Consider the following 24,274-nt stretch of genomic DNA (forward strand, 5'->3'; position numbering starts at 1 on the left):
CAACCCCAGCTCTGGCGACACCTATTGATCGAAGAGCCTGCAAGTTGGAATGGAGCTGTCCGCTTCAGTCAGGAGGGAGGCTGCGCGTATCCATATGGCGCGGCTGGTTCACCCACGAACGCGTCGAGTCCAAAGCACGAGGCATCAAATATTTGCATTAATTCTTCGGTGAGTTTCGGCGGAAGTGACCAATCGATCCCTGTTGCGGCGCTTTTGGGATCTTGATTGAGAACCCAATGCTGCTTGATCTTTTCGCGCATCTCCACGCTCCAAGCCGAAAACGTACCGTCTGAAACCTCCAAGTAATGGGCAAGCCACTCGAGCTGGGCACGATCGCGCTCATGCATCTTTAAGAACTCGGAAGGCACGGGCGCCAGCGCAAACACCCCGCCAAGCATTGCCAGGTTCTGTGTCCGCAGCCACTCGAGAGCCTGATCGCCCGCCGTGGGGTTTTCGTGCGGTATCTCCTGCGGCGGCTCGGTCGCTCCCATTACGGAAAAGAACCGGTCCCGACATGATTGGTCAGAGATAAATCGTTCGAACAGAAAGACGTGGAAATCGACCCCGGACTGTGCCATCGACGAAAAGAGGCGAGCGTAATTCCACTTGTGCAGCATGCCGTAGTGGCGCGTCGAGATCAGATCGACACAGAAATGCCTGAAGTCATAGGGCATGCCATTTTTCACGCGCTCCTTGTAGGTGGATCTGAGCAGATCCCAGTGATTTCTCACGACAAAGACGAAACTCACATCGGGGCCGAAGAGGTTCACGATATTGAGGCAGATTTCGAGGGGCGGCATGGCCGCTGGAAAATTCGTCAGGTCTTCTTCTGATACCGCAACTGTAGCTGCGCCCGCCGCCGTCGCCATGTTTTCAATTTCGCGCCGCCATTCCGCGAGCAGATGAACTGGCGTGTTCCATCGGGTCAGGTTTGGCAACCAGCGCCGAAGTATCAGTTCGCCCTGCTGGCCATGCACAAACCCCTGCTCCTTCCCGGCAAAGAACACTCCGGAAAGCTCGGGCAAAACCGCCTGAATGGATGTCGTGGCGGTCTTTGGAAATCCCATATGGAATACCCAGCGCATGTAATCTCCTTTCTAGCATATCGAACGTCACGCGATCGAGACGTGACATTAGAGGAGGGTTCGTTCAATGCCCACTGTAGCGTCTCAAATCGCGCGCAGCATTGCCTGCAAAGCTCAATGAGCCGGCATATCGCGCCGATCCACTATTGCCAACGAGTTTTAAGACGGTCAATTTCGAAGTCCTCACTGCTGAATGTCGGCGTGATGCGGAAGATGCTCCCCATGTAGTCGGCCGGCAGCAGCAGATTGATCTCGCCTCGTCCCTGGTGATCCAGCGGCACAGTCACAACGGAATATTTGGAAAATGCCGCACCGCGGCCGGGTATCGCCAGGCCAACGATCTCCGATCCAGGCGCCTTGATGGCGAGCGAGAAGCAGAAAGTCTTGGTGCCGGCCGGGGCGGCGCCCGGCTCGACCAGAATGTAGGGATCCCCGGAGGTGGCATGGAAACGGGCTGGTGAAACACGTTCCAGATTCTTGAGGCTCAGTGACGATTCAGGTGCGTCCGCTGCGGAATCAGAACCGCAGCGCGCCTCTGCCGCGATACTATTGCGGCGAAGGATTTCCTGGCCAAGAACACTCTCCCACGACAATGCCGAATTGACATAGCGCATGGCCATGAAACGCTCCACCGAATTCACGATGATCCGGTCCGCCTGCTGGAGGCTCGCGACAATTTCGTCGTACTGAGCATCGGGCTGGTTGCGGAACGCAGCGGCAGCGTCTTCGAGATGGATGAATTTGACGTCCTGGAAATGCGGGCTGAGCCGCTTGGCGAGTGCCATGTAAAACGAATCGTGCAGAATCACTGTCCGGCCGGGGATCTTCTGCAACTGGGCAGCCCATTTTGCCAGATCGTCATCGACGGCGTCAGGAATAGTCTCCGGGTCGTTTTGCGCGACCATCCCCGTCAGTTCCATGTTTCTGGTCTGCGTAGTGGTGTTTATGGTCGGGAGGCGAGCGGGATAGCCAAGCCATTCGCGTATGTCTTCGATTGCCGCGATGTGCATTGCGGGCACCCAGTGGGTGTCGTAGCGCGCATAGCGCTGGCCAACGCGCGAGCCGATTCGACGAATCGAATCCTCGTGGCTGTGAAACATGCCACGGCCATAGCGTTGGTACGCATCGGTCTCGATCTGGCGGATTTCGTCGTAGCACTTGGCATAGATCGCAGCTCGTCCAGTCACCGAGTCCCTCTCGACCGTTTCCTTGTTCGGCGACATGGTGATCATCAAATCCATGCCTGCCGCTGCGGCCAGCGCCATGTGAAGGCGATAGGCTTCGAGACTGGCGGTGATATCGTCCTTCTTCGAGCAGTCACGGCTGACGATGCCTGGTTTGTAGAACAGATATCCGTTCCCGCCGGAGACGACGGTGTCGGTGTCGAGAAAACCAAAGATGCGCCAATCGATCCAGTTGCGGGCGCTAACGGCCCATTTTCGAGGGTAGAAACGTTCGATCAGGGCGTCCGACAGTTGTTTGCGCCCGACATTATTATTTGAGAGTATGTGACCAAGCGTCGGAAACGATGTGAAGTCGCGCCGTTCATAGAGATCTGGAAGGCCGAATATTGAAAGGGTCACCAACGGTCCGGTCAAGAACAATGCGAACAGCGCGATCTGGATCTTCTTGAGGGCGGATTCCCCGCGAAACAATGCGGTCAATGGAACTCCCCGCAAGTCCTGAACGTCCTGTTTCATTCCCGATCGCCTCCATGAAGATTCTGCTGCGTGAGCACAGTCGCTGGGTAATGCAAGCGGTACGAAGAAAAGAGCTTGAGATCAAACCGTTCAAGCTGCAACGGCGACTTTGCCAAAGCATGGAGATAGCGTCGTCTCCCATCCGTTTTGCTCGCGCCTCTCAATCTGGCCTCCATGTTTTCTACGATCGTGACCAGCCTTAGAAACGGAAATACAGAAATGGACTGAACGAACTCGACAGCACGAATACCCCGGCAAGGATGAGCCCGACCGCCGTATAAGGCACACGACTGAGGACGCGAAAGCGTGTGGGATCCTGCGCGAGCCAGGCCCCGATCGCAGGTCCGCGCGGCGCCACGAAGATGAGAAGCCCGATTGCGAAAAACAGAACTGTTCGCGGATTGAGCGCGGCGGCCACGGATTCCGGCAGCGGCGCGCCGAGTTCGCCCAACGCGAAGAGGTTCGTCATAAAAGTCCACGCTTGGGTGAGCGAATCAGCCCTAAAGATGATCCAGCCGATGATGACTACCGGCAGCAGGTAGACGATCCGAAGCACTTGGCTTTTCTTCTCTGCGGCCGAGTTTCCGATTACCAGCTTTTCGCAGATGAGAAAGGCACCGTGATAGAGGCCCCAGATCACAAAGGTCCAGGCGGCGCCGTGCCATAGGCCGGTGACTAGGAATACTATGGCGAGGTTGCAATAAGTACGGATTGAGCCTTTGCGGCTGCCGCCCAGCGGTATGTACACATAGTCGCGAAACCATGTGGAAAGCGAGATATGCCAACGCCGCCAGAACTCGGTCACCGTCGAAGCCGAATAGGGCCGCATGAAATTCTCGTTGAAACGGATGCCGAAAATCCGGCCTAGCCCGATGGCCATGTCCGAATATGCGGAGAAGTCGAAATAGATCTGGATCGCGTAGGCGAGCGCGCCCAGCCAAGCTACCGTGATGGTTACGTCGGCGCCGTGAACTGCGAAGCATCCATCAGATATAGCGCCCGCGGCATCGGCAATGACCACCTTCTTGAGCAGGCCATGGACGAACCGGGCGACGCCCGCCGAGATATTTTCCATCGATATTTGCGGATTGTGGAAATCCTCGCCGACATCGCGGAATCGCACGATGGGGCCGGCAATCAACTGCGGGAAAAAGGACTTGTATGCTCCGAAGATTATGACGTTGCGCTCCGCAGGAACATCTCCACGTTTTATGTCGATCAGGTACGATATCGCCTGAAAGACAAAGAACGAGATTCCGATCGGCAGCACGACGTTTTTGAAAGGATCGGAAACATGAGTTCCGATTGCTTCATCTATGTTTGAGCTAATGAAGTAAGAATACTTGTAATATAATAGAAGCAGAACGTTTACCATAACGCCTATCATTAAAATCGTGTTCGTTCTGTTTCTCTCGATTACTCTGCCGTAGGCCCAGTTGAAGACGATTGAGAAGACAAGCACGGTAACGATAGCGCCGGATCCCCACGCATAGAAGATCAAGCTGGTAAGGAGCACCATGGGTGCCGTGAATCTTTTTCCTCCGACCATGACAAGGGCCAAGGCGATGGGCAGAAAGGCAAAAAGGAAAACCGGTTCGGAGAATACCATTCATCTGTCCCGCGTTGCAGCGCGTTTGTTCGACACTTTGCCGCTGTGGGTGTTGTACAGGTCGCGAAGTGAACCGGCGTGTTCTCTACACTGCGTGGCATAAGCCTTGGTCCGAGCGCGCAGTGACGCTTCGCCGACCACCTGTGGGCGGACCGCTTGTGGACCACCTTTCGCATCGGCTATGTTTTTCGGCGATAGGTCGTTGTTCATGCCTCAAGGCCCATTCCGTTTCTCAGACCCGGACACGCCGCACCACCGCCTCCGTCGATTGCCGCCAGTCCGGTGCGTTCCAGCCGAAGATGGAGGCGAATTTCGCGCTCGACAGCCGGGAATTGGCGGGGCGGCGCGCCTTGGTTGGGTAGTCCATCGTAGCAATGTCCCGTACCCGCGCCCAGGGACCACCCAACACGCGGCTTGTGTCGAGGATATGGCGGGCAAAGCCGCTCCAGTTGGCCTCGCCGGTTCCGGCCAGATGATAGATGCCGGATGTGGCGGCGCCCTCGTGCAGCTGTGCCGCCGCATGCAGGATTGCGTCGGCGATATCAAGTGCAGATGTCGGATTTCCCCATTGATCGGCCACCACCGCGATCTCGTCGCGGTCGGCGGCCAGCCGCAGCATGGTCTTGACGAAATTCTTGCCGAACGGGCTGTAGACCCATGCCGTGCGCAGGATCAGATGGCGCGGATTGGCCGATGCAGCCGCCTGCTCGCCGGCTAGCTTGGAGGCGCCATAGACGCTGCGCGGTGCGGTGGCGTCGGTCTCGACATAGGCGCCAAGGGCGGTGCCGTCGAAGACATAGTCGGTCGAAAGATGGATGACGGGAACGCCAAGCAGCGCCGCGGCTTGCGCCACCTTGCCGGCGCCGACGGCGTTCACCGCGAATGCCAGATCGGGCTCGTCCTCGGCCTGATCCACGGCCGTGTAGGCGGCAGCCGACACGACGATATCCGGCTTCGCGGCCGCGATGGCTTCGATCACGGTGTCGGGTCTTGAAAGGTCGAGTTGCGGACGGCCAATGGCGATGACCTCAACGCCGACGGTCGCCTGGCCGGCCTCCAGGAGGCTTGCCGCGACCTGCCCGTCGCGTCCGGTGACAACCAGCCTCACGCCGCCCCCTTGCGTGCTTCGCCCAGCCGTTCACCGGCATAGCGCTGCTCGCGGATCGGTCCCCACCACCATTTGTTGTCGAGAAACCAGTCGACGGTCTTGGCGAGGCCGCTGTCGAAATTCTCATTGGGCGCCCAGCCCAGGTCCCGGCCTATCTTCGAGGCGTCGATGGCATAGCGGCGATCGTGACCGGGGCGGTCGGTGACGAAGGAAATCAGGTCGCGATAGCTCTTGCCCCCTGCCCGCGGCCGCCTGCTGTCGAGGAGATCGCAAATCGTTTCGACGACGCCAAGGTTCGTCCGCTCGGAATTGCCGCCGACATTGTAGCTTTCGCCCGGCAGTCCCCTGGTCGCGACAAGTTCCAGCGCGCGCGCGTGATCCTCGACGAACAGCCAGTCGCGCACATTGGCGCCGGCGCCATAGACCGGCAGCGGCTTTTCATCGAGCGCATTGAGGATGACCAGCGGGATCAGCTTTTCGGGAAAGTGATAGGGTCCGTAATTGTTCGAGCAATTGGAAAGCACGACCGGCAGGCCATAGGTTTCGTGCCAGGCCCGCACCAGATGGTCCGAGGCCGCTTTCGAGGCGGAATAGGGCGAGGATGGCGCGTAGGGCGTTTCCTCGACGAACATGCCGCCGTCGAAGGGAAGATCGCCGAACACCTCATCGGTCGAGACATGATGGAAGCGGAAATGGCTCTTCCTGTCTTCGGGCAGGCCGCGCCAGTATTCCAGCGCGGCATTGAGCATCTTGTAGGTGCCGACGATGTTGGTTTCGATAAAGGTGCCCGGCCCATCGATCGAGCGGTCGACATGGCTCTCGGCGGCAAGGTTCATGACGATGTCGATATCGTCGCGCCGGAGGATGTCGAGCACCGCCTTTTCGTCGCAGATATCGGCCTGCGCGAAGCGGTAATTGTGTGCGTTCTCGATCGGCCGCAGCGAGGCGAGGTTTCCCGCATAGGTAAGCTTGTCGAGATTGGTCACCCGATAGGCCGGGTTGGCGCACAGATGCCGGCACACCGCCGAACCGATAAAGCCAGCACCGCCCGTCACCAGAAAATTCATGCCGCTGTCCTCACGTAACCCATCAGGCGAACACCTCGGCGGCGGCCAGCAGCGGCGCCTTGAGATCCTTGTCCGAGAGCTGGAACCCGCCAGTCAATGACGGCCATTCGATGCCGATGGCGGGATCGTCGAAACGGACCGACCGATCATGCGCCTGCGAATAGGTGTCGGTCACCTTATACAGGACCTCGGTGTCAGGCACGAGCGTCACGAAGCCGTGCGCGAAGCCTTTCGGCACCAGAATCTGGTTGCCCTTCTCGGCCGACACTTCGAGAGCGACCCATTTTCCGAAGGTTTTCGAACCGCGGCGAATGTCGACCGCGACATCGAGAATGCTGCCCCGGATGACGCGCAGCAGCTTGTCCTGAGCGCGCGGCGCAAGCTGATAATGAAGCCCTCGCAAGACGCCCGCCGCGGCGGAATAGGAATGATTGTCCTGCACGAAAGCCAGGTCTATGCCGGCCTGCGAAAAGCGCTCGGCATTGTAGGTTTCCACGAAGAAGCCGCGCGCGTCGCCATGTCGCTTCGGAACGATTTCCAGCACGCCATCGATGCCAAGGGGCCTGACCTCCAACGCCTAGCCCTCCGACAGGTCGACGACACGCCGGCGCAGATAGGCGGCATATTCATTCTTGCCCAGGTGGTCGGCGCGACGCAGAACCTGGTCCACTGTCAGCCAACCCTGTTCAAAGGCGATCTCTTCGGGACAGGCGACCTTGATGCCCTGGCGGTGCTCGATGGTGCGCACGAAGGACGAGGCCTCATGCAGGCTGTCATGCGTGCCGGTGTCGAGCCAGGCAAAGCCGCGCCCCAACCGATGCACATGCAACTGGCCGCGCTCGAGATAGACATTGTTGACCGCCGTGATCTCGAGCTCGCCGCGCGCCGAGGGACGGATGGCAGGGGCGATGTCGACGACGTCGTTGTCATAGAAGTAGAGACCGGTGACCGCCCAGTTGGATTTCGGCGCCTGCGGCTTTTCCTCGATCGTCAGCGCCGTTCCTGTGGCCTTGTCGAAGGAAACCACGCCATAACGCTGGGGATCCTCGACATGATAGGCGAACACCGAAGCGCCCTTTTCGCGCGAGGCAGCGTCGCGGCAAAGCTGCGACAGCCCATCGCCGAAATAGATATTGTCGCCGAGGATCATCGACACGTTGTCCTTGCCGATGAAATTGCGGCCGATGATGAAGGCTTCCGCCAGCCCGTTGGGCTGCGGTTGCTCGGCATAGGACAGGTCGAGGCCGAACTCCGATCCATCGCCAAGCAGATCGCGAAAAATCGGCAGGTCACGCGGCGTCGAAATGATCAGAATTTCACGGATACCCGCGAGCATCAGAACGCTCAGCGGATAATAGATCATCGGCTTGTCGTATATCGGCAGAATTTGCTTAGAGACTGCTAATGTTAGTGGATAAAGACGCGTTCCACTGCCTCCAGCAAGGATAATTCCTTTCAAGAAGCTCTCCTTGACATGCCTGAACCCCCCGGCCCTAGCCGCCCGTGCTTAGGTTCCATGCAATGGCTTGTCAATCTCGGCGTTCGGCAAACGACCGGGTCACGGTCCAGCGCCAATCCATGGCCAATTCCAGGCGACGCATTGCTATCGTCTTGCCAAGGCCGGCCTGACGGGAACAAGCAGATTGTCATCATGGGCCTCGGTCGACTCGCCTCTCTGGCTTAACCGCCCAGCGAATCCCTTGTGAAAGATGATGCCATTCATATAGGCGAAAGTCATCGCAAGCGCCGCCGTTCGCAAGGGATAATCGACCAGGGAATGGACGAGCAGAAACGATACTGAGAGAAATGCCATTTTCTGCAGCGGATCTCGCCGTGCCGCAAGGGAAAACGCAAAAAGCAATACCGAGTAGGCCGCGACCAGAAAGACAACAGGCGCGCCACCTTCAAGTGCCAATTCCAGATAGTCATTGTGGGCGTGATTGACGTAGGGCCTGAAGATCATCTCTCCCTTTTCGTAAATCTGGTAGACCTTCGGAAAACTGCCAAAGCCCACGCCCGTCGCCCAGTTCTCTTCAATTCCCGCGATCGTCGTGCGGGCAAATTCGGCCCGTCCAAAGGCCGGGTCAACCACTTCCGCATCGATCTTCGTCCACGCCCCGATCGTGTAAAGCGAAAGCCCGATGAAGACAGCGGGTATTCCATACCCGCCCAGCCTCGAGCGCGCGGACAGAAAGACGACAGATACTATGGTGATCGCCAGCCCTATCAGAATACCGGCGCGCGAACCGGCGGCCAGAAGCAGCAGCAGCAGCGTTATCAAGCCGAGCGACCCGGACAGAAGGTGCCCGCGAAACAGGCCGTAGTAGACGACGAAGGGGATGGAGACGAAGAGCAAAGCTGAAAAATGGTTCTGGTTGGCAAACAGTCCCGCATTGATCGTGAACGGCAGCAAACCCTGGATGGCAACCGTGTCGGAGAGCGAATACTGGATCGCCGCAGCCAGTCCGTTACAGATGACACCCATCAAAAAGAAGGGCAGAAGACCGTAGACCTGATCTGGGCGCAGGCGGGTGACGCTCAGAAAGAATGCAGCCATCGCCACGAAGTACAACAGACACTCGATCGTACGTCCCACGCCGACACTGACGAAACGCAGCCCGGTTTCACCGCTCAGCCATGGATTTGCAAGTAAAACCTCAGGCCGCAATCCGCTCAACAGGGCGGCAGGCAGCGGCACGATCTGAAAACAGAACACGGCTAGGCCCAGAGCAAGCAACCACAGGGCCGAGCGAGGGATGCCGTGCTCCGACGGCCTTGAAAAGACGGCCGCGGCCGCTGCAATCGCCGCCACCTCGATCAGCGCTTCGGTGTAGAGACCGCTCGCGGTGCCGCCGCCAATCAGCACTGACAGGAAAAGAACCGACCCAAGCAGATATTTTTCCCATTCCGTGGACCGGGTTGACCGCTCTCTCAAGATGAAACTCTTTCGATGCTCAATTTGTGCATGACCAGCGTGCCAACGTACCGAAATCGCCAGCTCTCAGCGATGGCAGCTGTTTCCAGCCGCAACAATTGCATGGGACACGCGCCTGGTCCGATCGCGAAATCCAGGCTCAACTGCCGCCGATTGAATGTGCCTTCCGGAATGTTGAACCGCGCTATTTCGCCCGCCGGATCCGCGCATCTGATGGACCAGAACAACTGTTTGGGCAGCTTCAGGTTTCTCGCGGAGGCGATCAGGGAAATCCTGTAGGAGCCGGGAGGCAATCCAACGTATTGCTGGAGCGCGGCGTTCTTTACCGGCGTATTCAGGAATCGGACAGTCGCTCCGCTATCGCTTTCGCCGACATCGCGCGCCCCGGCAAAGGTAATTTCCAGACCGGAGCGGTCGCGAACCTGCCAGTCGAATGGCTTGTCGCTGAGGATATGCTCAAAGCCGCCGTTGAAAATGTATCCGGCCAGTGTCCGCTCCTGATCGGACAGACTGAACAGGAACAGCCGATAGGCCGCCTCGTATTCCTTCTGCCGGATATACCCGTCGATTACGGCAGACAATTCCTTCGACGTCGGTCGTGAGCTCGATCCGGCAAGGTCAAGCAACAGTTGATTTGCGACGCGCAGGCCCCGCGGATCCTTACCAAGGGCGGAGAAAAGATTGGATCTCCACGGCGCCTCGATCCTTAAGGCTGCCAGGACAGCCTGATATCCGTCCGGGTTTGAAAGAATAGCCGGCAAGCCTGCCGCAATGACTGGAAATCTGTCGGGCCACCGGCGCAGCAACGTGTCGATCTCGGCAACGGCCTTTGACAGATCGCCCACCTCGATCGAGCGATCGATCGATCTCTGAAGCGAATGGATTTCGGTCTTGGACAGCTTTCGAGCATGGTCGAAGAGTTCAAAAGCCGCGTCTTTCTCGCCTTGTCGATACTCAATCTCGCCTATCAGGCTGTAGAGCCGGGCATCCCCGACATTGAAACGAAGCGCGCGCTTCGCCTTTGTTGCCAAGACGTCGAGATCAACACCGTCGCCTGTTTCGCTCAACCGACCGGCAATTTCGCCTATCAAGGCATCTGTGTTCAACGGATCAAGCGCAAGCGAGACGGCCGGCGTTTCCGACTCAAGAAGCCGACTTAGCCCTATCGACGAAACCGCCAACACCAGAACGGAGGCGACGAACCAAACGCCTGAACGCCGGAGATTTCGCGTGAGCGGGCTGGCCTGCACCGTCATCGACTTTGCCCTCAATTTTCGGGGTACTCGCGCCATAGTCGTAGTACTGATAGTTCATGTATTTATAGGCGTAATTGTAATCGAACTTGTTGACCGTAAATTTCGACATCGCCGCTCCGATCACGTTCGCACCGGCTGAGCGCAGACGCTTGAGTGCCGTTTTGGCTGACTTGCGTGTGACCTGATTGGTCGAAACGACCATCAACGTGCCTTCGGCAAGCCGGCTGAGGATTGGTGCGTCGGAAAGACCGACGACCGGCGGGGCGTCGATGATGACCAGATCGAAGCGTTTGCCTAGATTGGTCAAGATCAACGCCATCTTCGGCGACGAGAGCAGGTCGGCCGGATTCGGCGGAATCGTTCCGGACGTCAGCACGGTGACATTGGGGTATTTCGTCGGTCTGAAAATGCTCGGCAGATCGTCCTTGCGAACGGTATTTGTCAGCAGGTTGCTCAACCCGATCGCATTGTCGAGGCCGAACAGCCGGTGCAGGTTGGGTTTGCGGAGATCGCCGTCGACAAGCAGAACCCTTGCGCCGAGTGCCGCGAAATCCTGGCCAAGCTTGAACGACGTGGTCGACTTGCCTTCCGACGGTTCCGAACTGGTCACCAGCAGCGATCGCGGCGCGCCCTCCGCACCGGAGAACTGCAGCGATGTTCGCAGCGAACGATAGGCCTCGGAGAGCCCGGATTTTTGATCGGCGATGCTGGCTATGAGTTCGCGGTCACCGACAAGCGGCAGGATGCCGAGCATCGCCAACCCCAGCTCTTTCTCGATCTGCTCCGGGTTGGTGAAAGTGTTGTTCAGCAACTCGATGACGTAGATGATCGATGCAGCCAGGGCCATGAAAAGCGCGAGAGCGACTGCAAGATTGATGCTCAGACGTGGAGAATAGGGGGCTGTGGGCAGCGAAGCGAAATCGACTATCGCAGCGCTTTGCGTCTTGAGTTCCGAGCTAACGCCGACTTCATTCAGCTTGGCGATAAGGCTGTCATACTGCGACCGGTTGGAGTCGACTTCGCGTTTCAGGATCGTGTATTTGATATTCTTGTCGTTGAAGACGACCTGCTGCCTCTCCATCTCCGCGAGCTTGGACTTGAGGTCGGTTTCCTTGTTCTGCGCTTCCTGATATTTCAGCCGCAACGAATCGGTTATCGCCAGCACGCCGTTGTTGTAGAGTCGCTGCAGTTCCTTGATCTGCGATTGCAATTGCTGCATTTCCGGAAAACCGGGCTTCAGGATGCCCAATTTCTGCTGATACTGGCTGGTCAGATCCGCCAGCTTATCGCTAAGCTTCTGCAAACCTTCGCTTTCCAGAACCGGACCGAGGCTCGACCCGCGGCCCTTTTCTATCTGATCGACCACCCGCCCCGCATCAAGACGCTCCTGGATTGCCGTGGCCAGGGCGGTGTTCAGGGCTTCGATGTTGGAGCCGATCAGCGATTTGTCATCGCCGGTAACCGTGATGCCGGCATCTTTTGCATAGGTGACCAGTTCCTCTTCGGAGGTCTGCAGCTTTTGCTTCACTTGCAAAACCTGTTCCTGGATGAACTGCCGTGCCAGATCAGAGGTCTCGCTGGTCTGATCGAGACGTTGATCGATAAAACTCTGCGCAACTTGATTGGCAACGTCGCTTGCATATTTCGGCTTTTGATCGACGAAGGTGATCGATAGCAGGCTTGTATTGGTGACCAGATTGACCGTCAGATCTTCCTGGATGCGCTTGATGGCAATTGCCTCGCGCTCTTCGGGCGCTTTCTCCTCAATGGAGGGTGACTTGGACATCCCGAACGCACGGTAGACAATATTGCTCGGGGAAAAGCTCGGCGTCGGAAACAGAAAATCCGGTTTTTCGCTAAGCCCAAGCTGGAACACCACGCGCTGAGCCAATGCCCGGCTCTTCAGCTTCTCCCGAGCGGTCAGGAAGGCCCGGACGTCGCTGTTTTCGGAAACAACCTCAATGTCCTGAAACACTTTTGCCGAAGGCACCAGAACTTCGAGCTGCGTCGTCGCCAGATATTTTGGTGTCTGCATCATCGTCACGATGACGCCGGCAACGAGCCCGGCCGCCGCCATCATGACGATCAGCCAGCGATACTGGACGATGTATAAAAGCAGCTTGAGCGGGTTGAACCCCTCATCCTGGCCCGCATAGTCGCGACCATAGGGACCGTAATTTTGCGGCACGTCGTAATAGGAGTCCGCGGACAGGGCCTGGCCATGTCCGGGTCCGGCAAGTTGGGGCTGCCTGTTGCGATCGAGCATGCGCGAGGTGATCCTGGGGTTGTCCGTGTCTACGGAATGACCGCAATGCGGGCAGCGCTGGAGGCGAGGCCCAGCGCATCCTTCAAATTGTTCATCGCGATTTTCGACTTCGAAGCAAAAACGACGACCACGTCGCCGCCATAGATCCGCGGGTTGCGGTTCTTGCCGGCGCGGATTTCCTCGACATTGTAATTTGCGACCAGCTTGTTTTGGCCGACATTGCGATAGACGAAGACCTTACCGGCATCACCGACCGGATTGAACCCTCCGGCAAGGGCGATCGCGTCGAGCAAGGAAGCGCTGCTGGACACTGGATAAATGCCGGCCTTGTTGACTTCACCATCGACCGTGATGCGCTGGCCAATCGACTCCTTGACGAAAATCGTCACGTCAGGCGACTGCAAGTACTTTTCACCGTAGGCAGTCTCGATTTCCTTCTCGAGCTGACGAACGGTCTTGCCGGCTGCAGTCATGGTTCCAATCAGCGGAAGCGAAATCTGCCCGCCTGCGTCGACCTGAACTGTTCTGTTCAAATTATCGACCTGAAACACACTGACCTCGAGCACATCGTTGGCAGACAGCGGCTGCTCGCTGCCGTTCTGGGTATTCTGCGGCGGCGGGAGATCCTTGACCACCTGCAGCGTACCACCGCCAGAGAGCGCCGATGAAGACGCCATCGGCTGCAGCGCATCGACAGAACTGGTGGAGGACGTCGATGTCGACGAAGTGCTTGCGCAAGCAGATATTGCTAGCGATGCGAGCAAAGCGGGCACGGTGCCCGCATGACTTCTTGCAAGATCGAAAATGCCCATCAAAGAGCCCCGCTCTTGAACAACCGGCCCAATCCGCCAAACCGCCCCGCACTGTTGCCGCCCGATTTCCTCGCGCTTTGCTTTCCGATGGGCACGAGCGGCCGATTTTGCAATATCGCGTCCGGGCGTTTCACTGCCATGTTGTAAGCCTCATCTTCCCCACACCGGTTCGCGATGGCGACAACCGCCTGCGAAAGCCCTGGCCGCCGCCGGCTGGCGCCGTGCGTGTCGGAGGCGATAATATCCACCCTGCCCTCATCCAGCAGCTTCTCCGAGTAGTAGAGCGCCGTCCGTCCAAAGGCCCCCGTCACAGAATCAGCCGTGAGCTGAATAAGGCAGCCTAGCGTATTCAACCTCTCGATGACGTCGTAATTCGCCTTGATCCAGGTCAACCGCTCTGGATGAGTGAGGATCGGCACGAAGCCGGCGCCTATGAGACGCGCGGCGAAGTCTTCGAGCCGCGGAGGCAGAATGTGATGTGGCGGTTCGAACAGGAAATAGCGGGATCCGTTCAGAGTCGGCACCGTACCAAGCCTCAATCGATCGGAAAGATCAGGCGCGAGATGAACATCAGCGCCAACGTATAGGGTAAGCGGTATGGCAGCGCGATGAAGCTCCAGTTCCAACGCCTGAACAGCCTCGGCAATGTTTGGCGTGGCGTTCTCATAAACCCCAGGCATTACATGCGGCGTACATGCCATATGCGTTGTACCGTCGGCGACTGCCAGCCGTGCCATCTCCAGCGACATGGCCAAGTCAGGAGAACCGTCATCGAGACCGGGCAGGATATGTGAATGCAGGTCGATCATTGGCGTTTCTGGTTGAGAGGAGGCAAAGCTTCGCCTCGACAAAAATAGAAACGTGTCACCCGCATGAAGGCGAATGACGCATTTGGCAAATTTACGCAAAACAACGGGGGTCGTATCCCGCCTATTGGCTGACCGCGTCGTCGTCATCCTGCAGGCCGATAATAAGGGCGACGGCACCACCGACGGCGGCGCCGCCCAAGAGAACCGGCAGCATGCCAGGTTCTGAGCTGGCGGGAACGATCGTCGCAGATGGTGTCTCAAGCGAAACGCACATGCCGCCTTCGATAGGGTCGACCTTGACGGTGGCATTGGCTGGAATATCGAGCGCGCAATTGGCTCCGATAGCCAGCAAAGCAGACGCCTGCGCCCCGGTCATGATGCGCGCGCCCGCATACACCGGCGCCTCGGCATCCACCCCTGCATAGCCGCCGGCCTGGGACATCTGGACATCACCCCGGACCTGCGTAAGACGACCTATCGCGTCTTCGGACGCCGGCACGGGCGCAAGACAGGAACAGGTTTGCTGAGCTACAGCCTCGGGCGCGGCGAACAGGACGCCCCCTGCGACGAATGCAACAAAAGCAAAAGCAGCCCCGAACCGACGGCAACTCATCATTTTACCCCACCAAAATCTGTAACTCGCCCTGTTGGTACGAATTACAGCCCGCCCCGCCCCAAGCAATAGAACAATATGGTTAACAAACCCAATAAACCAGCCGGCCCGCCAACCTATCCAGACCCTTCTCTACAGCGGCCGACGCCGCCATATCTTCGTCAGCGGCTGACGCCGTTGTCGTCGTCCTGCGTCGCCGCGAGCACGCCAGACGTCAGAAGCGCCCCGGCGAAAATCGCCTCCGGCGGACCGAACCCAGCGCCGCCGCCGGAGGGCTGAATAGCAGCCGTCTGCTCCGAGCCGACAAGCTTGAGGCAAATGTTGTTGCCAAGGCGGGAAACGTCGAGGCTCGAATTGGCCGAAACCTCCAGATTGCAGCCGCCGACCAGAACGGAGGCCGCGCCCTTGGCGCCAACCACCACACGGCTGCCGAAATCGAGCGCGCTTCCAACCTTGGCAGCGCCATAGCCCGCCGTCTGCGACACCATCACATCACCGATGGCGGAACGGATGGATCCGATCGGGTTTGCCGAACCTTGATAGGGTGTCGCGCAGCTGCACGAAGCATCCTGGGCAAACGATGAAGCTGGACCAAACCCGATTGACACGACAAATACGGCAAGCGCAGTTTTAACCACAAGGTTCATCAGTCTTCGATCCCTTCTTGCTGCACCACTTCAGACGCACCCAGTCAAAGGCAGTGCATCAGCGCGTACCAGTTTTTGGCCACAATTCCAACCTGTTTCGCGCGCGCGAGGCGATTTAAGCTGATGCGTGTCTGTCCGAGCACAGTACTTTAGCCAAATCGCATTAATAGTTTTCGACTAACTTTCACAGGTTTCTTATTATCGGGCAAAAATTTGAGGTCTCCTTTCCGCGGTGACTGGCTCGATAAGATTTGACCAAGCTGAGCGCGCCAAACCTTCCGACACCCAAGCTAATATATTGAATTATAGATACATTTTCGGTGTAGATGTTCCTGCTGACAGCATGTAATTCGAGATCGGCTCGATACCAATCGCGGCCAACGGGGGTAGACGGCCGGCTCGGCTACCCATTCCTCATCTCTCGGCCATAGAGATCTGGCTCCATGCCCCCACCTCGATCCAATTCACCAAGTCGACGTACCTCAGACTTGGAGCCTTTACCGCCTATTTTGGCCGTACCACGTTCCCTTGCCGGTTCCATGTTGGGCCAGATGGTTCGCTTCGACCAGAATGGCCAAGTGTTTTTTGACGGTGTTTCGGTTTGCGCCTGTCAGGTTGACGATCTCGCTGATGGTTATGCGCCCACGCTCATTGATGGCCTCAACAATTTGCAGAGAGAGTTCGGGCAACGTGCCGAGCACAAGACGTTCCCGCTCGATTTTTTTCTCCAACCTCCGCTTTTGCTGCTGCAGAGCGCGCAGGAAATACACGGCCCATGGCTGCCAATTGGGGTTCGGGCTGCGGATCGTCTTCTGGGTCTGGCGTAGCGCCAGATAGTAGCCTTCCTTGCTGTTCTCAATCACGCTTTCGAGTGAAGAGTAGGGCACATACACGTATCCGTTGCGCATCAGCAGGAGCGTCGTCAGAACGCGCGACAGCCGTCCATTCCCGTCCTGGAATGGGTGTATCTCCAGAAACACCACCGTGAAGATTGCGACGACGAGCAGAGGGTGCAAGCTTTGCTCGCTGAGTGTGTTGCGAGTCCACTCGACAAGCTCCTTCATCCGCTTCGGCGTTTCGAAGCGCGTCGCCGTATCGAAGATGACGCCAATCTCTTTCCCCTCGGCATCGAACGCACTGACATTGTTGGCGAGTGTCTTATATGCGCCGCGATGGCGCTCGTCCTTGTTGCTGAACTCCAGCAGGTCACGGTGTAATTGTGTCAGGTGGTTTTCGGTCAGATCAATCACATCGAAATGCGCAAAGATCATTTCCATGACCTGTGCATATCCGGCGACTTACTGCTCGTCTCGGGATTCAAAGAATTTGATGTCGAGGTTGGCGAGCAGCCGCTCTACTTCGCTGTCAGTGAGCCTGCTTACTTCGATACGGGTAGAAGAGCCAATGCTCTCGATGGTCGCAACGCGGCGCAGAGCCGATAGGCGCTGTGGCGCGAGCGCTCCCAGCGCTCGCCAAGCCCCTTTGAATTCGTCGATCTCCGAGACCAAGGCAAGGATTTCGGGGGTAATTTGCAAGGAGCCGATCTTCAGAGCCATACCCAAAAATACCCAAAAATTCAAGAACCGACATACCCAAGAAAGGACCCATAAATACCCAAATACGGGCAGCCGGCCAGCTTGAGAACAAGACCCACTCGCTTCGCCGCAAGAGGCTCGGGTCTTTACTGGCGACCTGCTCAGCAAGGTTTGTACGTTGCGCCGGCCTGAACCGGCTGGCCGCAGAGAATTCCGCCCTGCGTAAGTATGGTGGCCAAATCTTCGCCCTCGGCCGTCAAGCACTGCACAACAAGGGTATCGCCAACCCTGGAGGCGATCTTGCCGTCGCAAGGTGTTCCGGCACCGACAGGTTTGCAGGCCAGGACGAGCCCCTGGTAGTCTCGGCGCGCCGCTTCCGTCACCAGGAGGCGCATAGCCTGAGGCCTGGAAAACGCCGCTCCACACAGCAGGATCTTGCGACCGCCGACGCGCAGATCATCGACCGATGGGATTGCGAGCTTGCCGTCAAACGGCTTGAGCTCGGCTACCGGCTTCGCGGGGGACGGGCCGCCCCTCTGCATCACGATGATGCCCAGAAAGCCAACACCAAACAAAACAGCCACGACGGCAAGCAACGCTATGCTCCTGACTGACAAAACCGTCCTCCATCCGACCCTGTGCGGCCGGTCCGCTCATTTCGTCGCAAGGGCGCTCAGTCTTTCTATCTGCTGCATGTACTTCTCGATGACGATCGTTTCCGAAAACTGCCGCTCGACCTTGTTTCTGCTCTGTGCCCCCATCCTGTCCCTGGACGAGCCGTCCAGCCGCGCAAACTCGACCATCTTGCTCGCAAGGTCATCAGGGTCCCTCACCTTGCATAGGAAGCCATTGACGGAGTGGTCCACCACTTCCCTGCATCCTGGCACATCGGTTGCGATCAGCGGCTTGCCCATCGCAGCCGCCTCGAGCAGCGAGCGCGGCGTTCCCTCCCTGTAGGAGGGCAGCACGACACAATCGGCGGCACGCATGAAAGGCCGCACATCGTCGGTGGAGCCGAGATATTCGACCAATCCCTCGCCAACCCATTTTTCCACGTGCTCGCGGCTGACCGCGGTCCGGTTTTCGACATCAAGAAAGCCGAGTAGCTGGAAACGCACTCCGGGCACCTCACGGCAAACCCGACGGGCCGCCGTGATGAACTCGCCGACACCCTTGTCCCAGAGAAGCCGGGCCACGAGAAGAAAGACGATGGCGCCAGACCCGGTGCGCGCTTCGGACAACGGGGCAAAACGCACGAGGTCGATCCCGGAGCCAGGCAAAAGCGCGGTTCGATCCTTGCGAACCAGGCGTTCGTCGACGAACAGCATCCGGTCATCGTCATTCTGGAAGAAAACCATTTTGGAACGGGCCAATGCCACCCGGTACAAGGCCTTGGCAATCCTGAGCAGCAGACCACCGCGGACGAACGCCGTCCCCAATCCCGAAATGTTGTTGATAACGGGAATGCCGTTCAGATTGGCCGCGATGGAGCCGAACACATTGGGCTTGATCGTGAAGCCGACAAACGCCAGCGGTCTCTCGCGCCGCAAGAGACGCCAGTAGCGCCACAGAAGGACCAAATCCCGCAACGGTGACGTGCCGGAATTGTCCATGTCGAGTTCGACATAGCGGCAGCCCATGGCCCCAATCAGCGGAGAATACTCGTCTCTCGGCGCGACGACGACCACGTCATAGCCACGGCTCCGCAGCGCCTCGATCAGTCCCTTGCGGAAATTGACGACATTCCAGGATGTGTTTATCGAGACGAGTATCTTGTTGTGAGCAACGGCCGTCATCTCTGCCCACCCGGATATGACGACGGCGCTCTCAACAGCATATCCGCAAACCGATCCGGCGATCTTTCCGACAAGGTCTTTCCGTACAAGGCCGACCGATCACCGACTTGAATGACCTTCAGCAGTGCTTCCGCAATTTCCGACGCGCCAAAGCCGGCTGAAATCTCCAGGCCCGACAGCATGTCCAGATCTCCCGCACAGGGGGTGGTGACGATGCCGGGAATCCGGCAAGCCATCATTTCCAGAAGGACGTTGGGAAATCCCTCCGTCGCCGACGTGAGCATGCCGGCACGCGCTGCGCGAAACAGCGGAAACGGGTTGTCTCTCTGGCCGAGCAGATTTAGTCGCGAGGCCAGATCAAGCTTGCCGGCGCGGGCTCTCAACTCCGCTTCCATGGGGCCAGAGCCAACCATGGTCAGCCCATAATCCTCGCCGGTCCTTCGTCTGACTTCGGCCAGCACATCAACCGCGATCGTCGGACGCTTCACATCAATCAGCCGGCCGCACCAGACTATCTGTGGACGGCGGGAAAGTATCTCGTCGTCGTGCCCGGACAATGCCTCCATGGACATTTTGACGATGAGATCGTCGTCGACCGGGTTGGGCAAAGTACACAACTTGGCGATTGCTCGCCGGGGCAATACGTCACGCAAGCGTTCATTCATATAGCTCGTTTGCGCGACTATCATGTCTTGGCTGCCATAGGCAGCGTAGAGCGCCTTGTAAGCCAGCGCGCGAGGACCCTTGAAGCGATCCAGAAGTACCGTGGACTCGCGGGCGACCAGCCTATGGCTGCGGAGTAGTCCAATGCTTCGAGCGGCAGCCAGAAACGAGTTCACCCGTGCGTGGCTCGAGAACACCAAATCGTACCGACGCCGGAGAAGCCGCGGGGCGAGCAAAAACTCGCTCATGGCCTTGCCGCCGCCAAAGCCGTAGCTGCACCGAATTCCGTCCTGGTGTGATCCAGCGGCCTCGCCCGCCGCCTGGCTACCCAAGAAGCCGATTTCGACGTCCCAATCGGGTCGCCTCGCGAGTGCGCGCGCAACAAGTTTCAGGATGGTTTCGGCACCGCCTCTTCTGTCGAGCGGAATGGCGATCAGCGCGAGCTTTCTTTTCATGAGCCGCGGGAACTCACTGTTTTCGCCGAAAGACATAGGCGTAGGTTTCAGCGGCATCCTTGCGGAGAAACAGGGCCGAAACGCCTAACCAGATGCGCCAGGCAAGAAAGGCCGGCACGAAAAAATAGAAGTAGGAGCTTTTCCAGAACAGACGGCGCTCGACAAGTTCCAGGTCGTTCCGTTTTGCGATTGTCTCGACGTCACTGGGCAAGCACTTGTCGTAGAAGGCCGGAAACCCGTCATGACCTATGCCCTTTTCAGGATAGATCGCAAAAAGCAGCCGTCGCTTCATCCCCTCCGGCAGGACCCGATTCAATCTGGCAAAAACGGCGTTGCGCGAGGGCGAGAAAATGGCAACCATGCCTCCCGGCTTCACGCAACTGGCAATGCCGCGCAGGGCACCCTCGCCATCACGGACGTGCTCGAGCGTTGCCTGGCAAATGACGACGTCAGCATCGCCCCTCCCCCTAAACGAGGTAAGGTCCGCTTCAATCTCCTCGTCGTATATTCCGCGTGGCGCTTTCGACAACTCTTCCGCGTCGAGGTCGAGCCCAACGACAAAAAGCCCCAGGCGCCGCTTCTCCGAAAGACTGACGAACGGCCTGGCACCCCCGCCAAGATCGTAAACCCGTGCGTTTGAGGTAAGTAAGGGAGGTGCTATCTCCGTCGCAAAGGTCCGGTTGCCGTCGGTGCGAAGGCGCCGCGGCAGAGCACTGTCCAGGAACTCGGAAATGGCCACATTCGCGCGAACAAACTTTCGCAATATCGACACTGCTTCACCACCGGTTTCGTCTGGCGATCTGCGCCCACTCGGATTTGACATCCGCGCTATATCCTGTGGAAGACGTAGAGCCGCGTATGATGCGAAAATGGGCCGAGCAACCGGTCCGCGGCAGCACGCAAACCTCTCAGGATTCCATTCTTGCTGTCGTACCAGGCCTGCATCGGCTTGGAGAAAAATGTCTCGTCCTTCAGCCCCTTGAAGCCTCCCCTTGGCTGTGATCCCCGAAGCTTGAAGCCGTGCTGTTCGAAACTGGAAACAATCGAAGACGGCTCAAGAACGAACTGGTAAAATCCGGCCTGTTCACCTGAAAACCTGGGATAGAGACCCATTCTTATCTTCAGCCGTCGGAGAGGAGAAATGCTCGGCACTGTCACGAAGGCAACTCCTCCTGACCGGATGATGCGCCTCATCTCCAATGCGATCTCATCGTAACCGTCGAAGAAGTGCTCGATCACCCCCAGGGACCACACCCCATCGAAGAATTCGTCCGCGAAGCCCGTTGCTCGAACATCCCCCACGGTCACTTGCAAATGGGGCGCGGCACGGTTCACCATCCCCACGGTCTTCTGCGCGAAGTCGATCCCGTAGGCGGAAAAGCCTGCCTGGTGGAGGCCATGGACCGTATTGGCCAAGCCACATCCAGCGTCCAGGACCTTGGCCGATCCGGTCAGATATCGCTTGGTGGTTTCAACGACAAAGCGATCCGGCCTCAAGACAATCCCTTCGGCCCAGTGAGAATCCCAATAGTCGTCATCAGCCACCGTGCCGACATGGACGATGCGCCTGTTTTTCTCGTCGTAAAATGCTTTCTTCTCATTCATTTCTGGCATCCGGCCCGACCACCAAAACGGTGCGCTGTTTCGCACCAGGCCCTTGGTCTGCAATCACATTCCTCAATGCGAAAAAGGAACAGGCAGCGGCAACGACATATCCGAACAAAAATGCCATTTCACTGCCAAGCGGCACCCGCCACCAAAGGCCCAATGCCGCCAGACAACAGCAAGCCAACGCCCCTACCGCGTAGGAGTAGGTCAACGTCATCGTTTTGCTCGACCGAAGCGCAAACGGATCGATGATCACTTTTTTCGTTCTGTTGACCAAAACAGCACAAGAAACGATCCCGAACACCACAGGATCAAAAGACTTCCCCAGCCACCCGGATGCATGGCCCGAGAAAAACAGGCCAACTATTCCGGCCGCCGCCGCGGTCGCAAAAATGAGTGCGATGGCCGCTCCCTCAAACAGTCCGCGCCGAAACTCCCTGACGTTTCCATTTGCGGCGCTGAGAAACGCCCTTGGCACGAAAACGAAGCTGGCCGCATTCATGAAGAAGCCGACGGACCGTTGTGAAAGATCGAAACAAAACGAGAAGACACCGAGATGGGTCTCGGAGCCAAGCAACAAAACAATGTATCGAATGCCGACAAACACGCCGCTCTCGGCCAGATTGCTCAACACAAATCCCCAGCCTGTGACCAGAGACCCGGCAAGATAGGAAAAGCCAGGCCGTCTCAGATTCCAAGGTCCCAGCAAGGCAAATGAAATCAGCGCTCCGACGAAATAGCTGAGCGAAAAGGCTGCAAGAGCCGAGCCTACTTTCGCATCTCCGACAAGCAGGACTATGGCTCCTGCCTGGTATGCGACGGCCTGGCCAATCGCCGACCAACCGTACGCCCACAAACGCAGTTGTGACCTCAAAATCTCTTGAAGTGCGGTGTGCAAGCCGAAAGAAACGATGATGGTCGCGGCAACGGCATTGCCAAATCCCAGCCACGTCAGTGCCAGTCCAGCCAGGACGACAAACAACGCCACAACTGCCAGCACGGTCAAAATGGACGATACGTACTCTCTACCCATTCCCGCGGCATGCATTTTTGCGGAAACCGGCATTATCGAATAGGTCGCGACTCCAAAAACAAGTGTCGAAATAAATAAAACTGTTGCAATCGTCGTGCTGAAAATACCGTACTGTCCAGTCTCCAGATGGCTGCCGATGTACAGCAACGTCGCTATGTTCAGAAGACCAGGAACAATTCGTATTACGATGGCTTCCACCAATTTCCACAGGCTGGCTTCTTTCATGAAGTCACCCGCACGAATGATCTTTTGAGCAAGAACGGGAAACTCAAGACACCAAAGCTCAAACAGGCAAGAACCGCCTTGCCCAGGAACCGAACCGACCGATATCGTCCTAGCCAGAACGCCTTGATGTAGTTCAAGTTCAGCAACAACATCGGGTATGCATTTTGCCGCTGAAGAAGCCGAATCCTTGCCGTCATACCCTCCGGCAAATATCGTTTTCGTCCAATCTCGACATTGACACAGATAACGTCGTATTCGATCGCCAATCTGGACCAGAGAAGAGATGTTGGAACACGGCGGAATCGCCCCGATGGGGGCACGGCAACCCGCTTAAGCAAAGGAGTTTTGATGACCTCCTTCTTGTCGCCGACCACCCGTTCGTCGGCCCGCATCTTTATCAGGTTTGTCCGTTCCGACGGAAACGGCTCTGCTGCCGTTTCTGGGTGGCCAAGAGCCATCGAGAACACAAAACCCGCAATCTTCTCATCGACACTTCTCTGCGAGAGGTGCTCACAGACTTCCGGCAAGCGATCGGTGAAGAGATCGTCGTCATCATCGAAGACCATGCAATAGTCGCCAGTGGCGGAAGCAATCGCCGAAAACATCGCGCGGCCTCTGCCGTCATTCGGGCCGGTGGTGACCACCAAACTGGCATCGCGAGATGCGATTTCCGCAAGCGCTTCGTTCGTTCCGTCGGTCGAACCGTCGACGTGGACGCATATCTGCAATGGGCAGTCCGTACGCAGCAGTTGCTGAACCAGCGCCGCAACGCGATCCCGCCGATTGAACGTGGGGATGCAGACGCTCAATAGCGCCTGGGACTGCAATGGATTGCAGACTGCCTGTTTGCGAGCCGTATCGATTCCATCTGCTCCTGGTTACGTGATCATGGAACAGCGCGGATCAGCCGGGAAACGCCGAGCCTTATCCCCGCCCGAAATACGCCTGGTACCACTCGACGAACCGCCCCACCCCTTCGGTCACTGTCGTCGTCGGGCGGTAGCCGACCGCCTGCTCCAGCGCCGAGGTGTCGGCGAAGGTATCGGGCACGT

At 57.8% G+C, this 24,274-nt stretch carries 23 protein-coding genes and 1 pseudogene; all 24 read right to left on the bottom strand.

What is annotated here, in order from left to right; genetic code table 11:
* Positions 1–68 precede the first annotated feature (68 nt).
* Positions 69–1,085 (bottom strand): hypothetical protein, encoded by a 1,017-nt coding sequence (locus EOA13_RS21505; RefSeq protein ID WP_127295699.1) that lies wholly within the window; start codon positions 1,083–1,085, stop codon positions 69–71.
* Between the two features lie 143 nt (positions 1,086–1,228).
* Positions 1,229–2,785: a hypothetical protein gene (locus EOA13_RS21510; protein WP_127295701.1), complete on the bottom strand. Its 1,557-nt coding sequence runs from the start codon at positions 2,783–2,785 to the stop codon at positions 1,229–1,231.
* 199 nt (positions 2,786–2,984) lie between these two features.
* On the bottom strand, positions 2,985–4,394 hold the full coding sequence (locus EOA13_RS21515) for an MBOAT family protein (RefSeq protein ID WP_127295703.1): 1,410 nt from the start codon (positions 4,392–4,394) through the stop codon (positions 2,985–2,987).
* Positions 4,395–4,626: 232 nt separating this feature from the next.
* Positions 4,627–5,502 carry a dTDP-4-dehydrorhamnose reductase gene (gene rfbD / locus EOA13_RS21520; protein WP_127295705.1) on the bottom strand — a complete coding sequence of 292 codons (876 nt, stop codon included), beginning with the start codon at positions 5,500–5,502 and terminating at the stop codon, positions 4,627–4,629.
* On the bottom strand, positions 5,499–6,569 hold the full coding sequence (rfbB, locus tag EOA13_RS21525; RefSeq protein WP_127295707.1) for a dTDP-glucose 4,6-dehydratase: 1,071 nt from the start codon (positions 6,567–6,569) through the stop codon (positions 5,499–5,501). Before rfbB ends, rfbD begins: the two co-directional genes overlap by 4 nt.
* A gap of 22 nt (positions 6,570–6,591) precedes the next feature.
* The gene (rfbC, locus tag EOA13_RS21530) at positions 6,592–7,143 is read right to left on the bottom strand and encodes a dTDP-4-dehydrorhamnose 3,5-epimerase (protein ID WP_127295709.1); all 552 of its coding nucleotides are present in this window, start codon (positions 7,141–7,143) and stop codon (positions 6,592–6,594) included.
* A gap of 3 nt (positions 7,144–7,146) precedes the next feature.
* A complete protein-coding gene (gene rfbA, locus EOA13_RS21535) occupies positions 7,147–8,028 on the bottom strand; it encodes a glucose-1-phosphate thymidylyltransferase RfbA (RefSeq protein WP_127295711.1) in 882 nt (293 codons plus the stop codon).
* Positions 8,029–8,172: 144 nt separating this feature from the next.
* On the bottom strand, positions 8,173–9,504 hold the full coding sequence (locus tag EOA13_RS21540) for an O-antigen ligase family protein (protein WP_127295713.1): 1,332 nt from the start codon (positions 9,502–9,504) through the stop codon (positions 8,173–8,175).
* On the bottom strand, positions 9,501–10,760 hold the full coding sequence (locus tag EOA13_RS21545) for a hypothetical protein (RefSeq protein ID WP_127295715.1): 1,260 nt from the start codon (positions 10,758–10,760) through the stop codon (positions 9,501–9,503). The genes EOA13_RS21540 and EOA13_RS21545 overlap by 4 nt, the downstream gene beginning before the upstream one ends.
* Positions 10,648–13,026 (bottom strand): polysaccharide biosynthesis tyrosine autokinase, encoded by a 2,379-nt coding sequence (locus tag EOA13_RS21550; protein ID WP_127295717.1) that lies wholly within the window; start codon positions 13,024–13,026, stop codon positions 10,648–10,650. The genes EOA13_RS21545 and EOA13_RS21550 overlap by 113 nt, the downstream gene beginning before the upstream one ends.
* Positions 13,027–13,055: 29 nt before the next feature.
* Positions 13,056–13,703, bottom strand: a complete 648-nt coding sequence (locus EOA13_RS21555) for a polysaccharide biosynthesis/export family protein (protein WP_023808539.1) — start codon at positions 13,701–13,703, stop codon at positions 13,056–13,058.
* Positions 13,704–13,837: 134 nt separating this feature from the next.
* On the bottom strand, positions 13,838–14,647 hold the full coding sequence (locus EOA13_RS21560; RefSeq protein WP_127295719.1) for a CpsB/CapC family capsule biosynthesis tyrosine phosphatase: 810 nt from the start codon (positions 14,645–14,647) through the stop codon (positions 13,838–13,840).
* A gap of 121 nt (positions 14,648–14,768) precedes the next feature.
* On the bottom strand, positions 14,769–15,089 hold the full coding sequence (locus EOA13_RS21565) for a hypothetical protein (protein WP_127295721.1): 321 nt from the start codon (positions 15,087–15,089) through the stop codon (positions 14,769–14,771).
* A gap of 332 nt (positions 15,090–15,421) precedes the next feature.
* Positions 15,422–15,748, bottom strand: a complete 327-nt coding sequence (locus tag EOA13_RS21570; protein WP_245490444.1) for a hypothetical protein — start codon at positions 15,746–15,748, stop codon at positions 15,422–15,424.
* A 656-nt stretch (positions 15,749–16,404) separates the two neighbouring features.
* Positions 16,405–17,184, bottom strand: coding sequence for a DUF977 family protein (locus EOA13_RS21575; protein WP_245490445.1), 780 nt, complete (start codon positions 17,182–17,184; stop codon positions 16,405–16,407).
* Between the two features lie 21 nt (positions 17,185–17,205).
* Positions 17,206–17,463 (bottom strand): hypothetical protein, encoded by a 258-nt coding sequence (locus tag EOA13_RS38840; RefSeq protein WP_245490446.1) that lies wholly within the window; start codon positions 17,461–17,463, stop codon positions 17,206–17,208.
* Between the two features lie 140 nt (positions 17,464–17,603).
* The gene (locus tag EOA13_RS21580; protein WP_127295725.1) at positions 17,604–18,038 is read right to left on the bottom strand and encodes a hypothetical protein; all 435 of its coding nucleotides are present in this window, start codon (positions 18,036–18,038) and stop codon (positions 17,604–17,606) included.
* Between the two features lie 57 nt (positions 18,039–18,095).
* Positions 18,096–19,238 (bottom strand): glycosyltransferase family 4 protein, encoded by a 1,143-nt coding sequence (locus EOA13_RS21585; protein WP_127295727.1) that lies wholly within the window; start codon positions 19,236–19,238, stop codon positions 18,096–18,098.
* On the bottom strand, positions 19,235–20,392 hold the full coding sequence (locus EOA13_RS21590) for a glycosyltransferase (protein ID WP_164780240.1): 1,158 nt from the start codon (positions 20,390–20,392) through the stop codon (positions 19,235–19,237). Before EOA13_RS21590 ends, EOA13_RS21585 begins: the two co-directional genes overlap by 4 nt.
* Positions 20,370–21,179, bottom strand: a complete 810-nt coding sequence (locus EOA13_RS21595) for a methyltransferase domain-containing protein (RefSeq protein WP_127295731.1) — start codon at positions 21,177–21,179, stop codon at positions 20,370–20,372. Before EOA13_RS21595 ends, EOA13_RS21590 begins: the two co-directional genes overlap by 23 nt.
* Positions 21,180–21,184: 5 nt before the next feature.
* A complete protein-coding gene (locus EOA13_RS21600; protein ID WP_164780242.1) occupies positions 21,185–21,961 on the bottom strand; it encodes a class I SAM-dependent methyltransferase in 777 nt (258 codons plus the stop codon).
* Positions 21,954–23,222, bottom strand: a complete 1,269-nt coding sequence (locus EOA13_RS21605) for a hypothetical protein (RefSeq protein ID WP_127295735.1) — start codon at positions 23,220–23,222, stop codon at positions 21,954–21,956. Before EOA13_RS21605 ends, EOA13_RS21600 begins: the two co-directional genes overlap by 8 nt.
* Entirely contained in the window at positions 23,219–24,049 is an 831-nt protein-coding gene (locus EOA13_RS21610; protein WP_164780244.1) for a glycosyltransferase, read from the bottom strand. Before EOA13_RS21610 ends, EOA13_RS21605 begins: the two co-directional genes overlap by 4 nt.
* A gap of 97 nt (positions 24,050–24,146) precedes the next feature.
* A pseudogene (locus EOA13_RS38845) lies at positions 24,147–24,274 on the bottom strand (capsular biosynthesis protein CpsI); the annotation flags it as partial.

The organism is Mesorhizobium sp. M7A.F.Ca.US.011.01.1.1 (genome assembly GCF_003998295.1).
Lineage (GTDB): Bacteria > Pseudomonadota > Alphaproteobacteria > Rhizobiales > Rhizobiaceae > Mesorhizobium.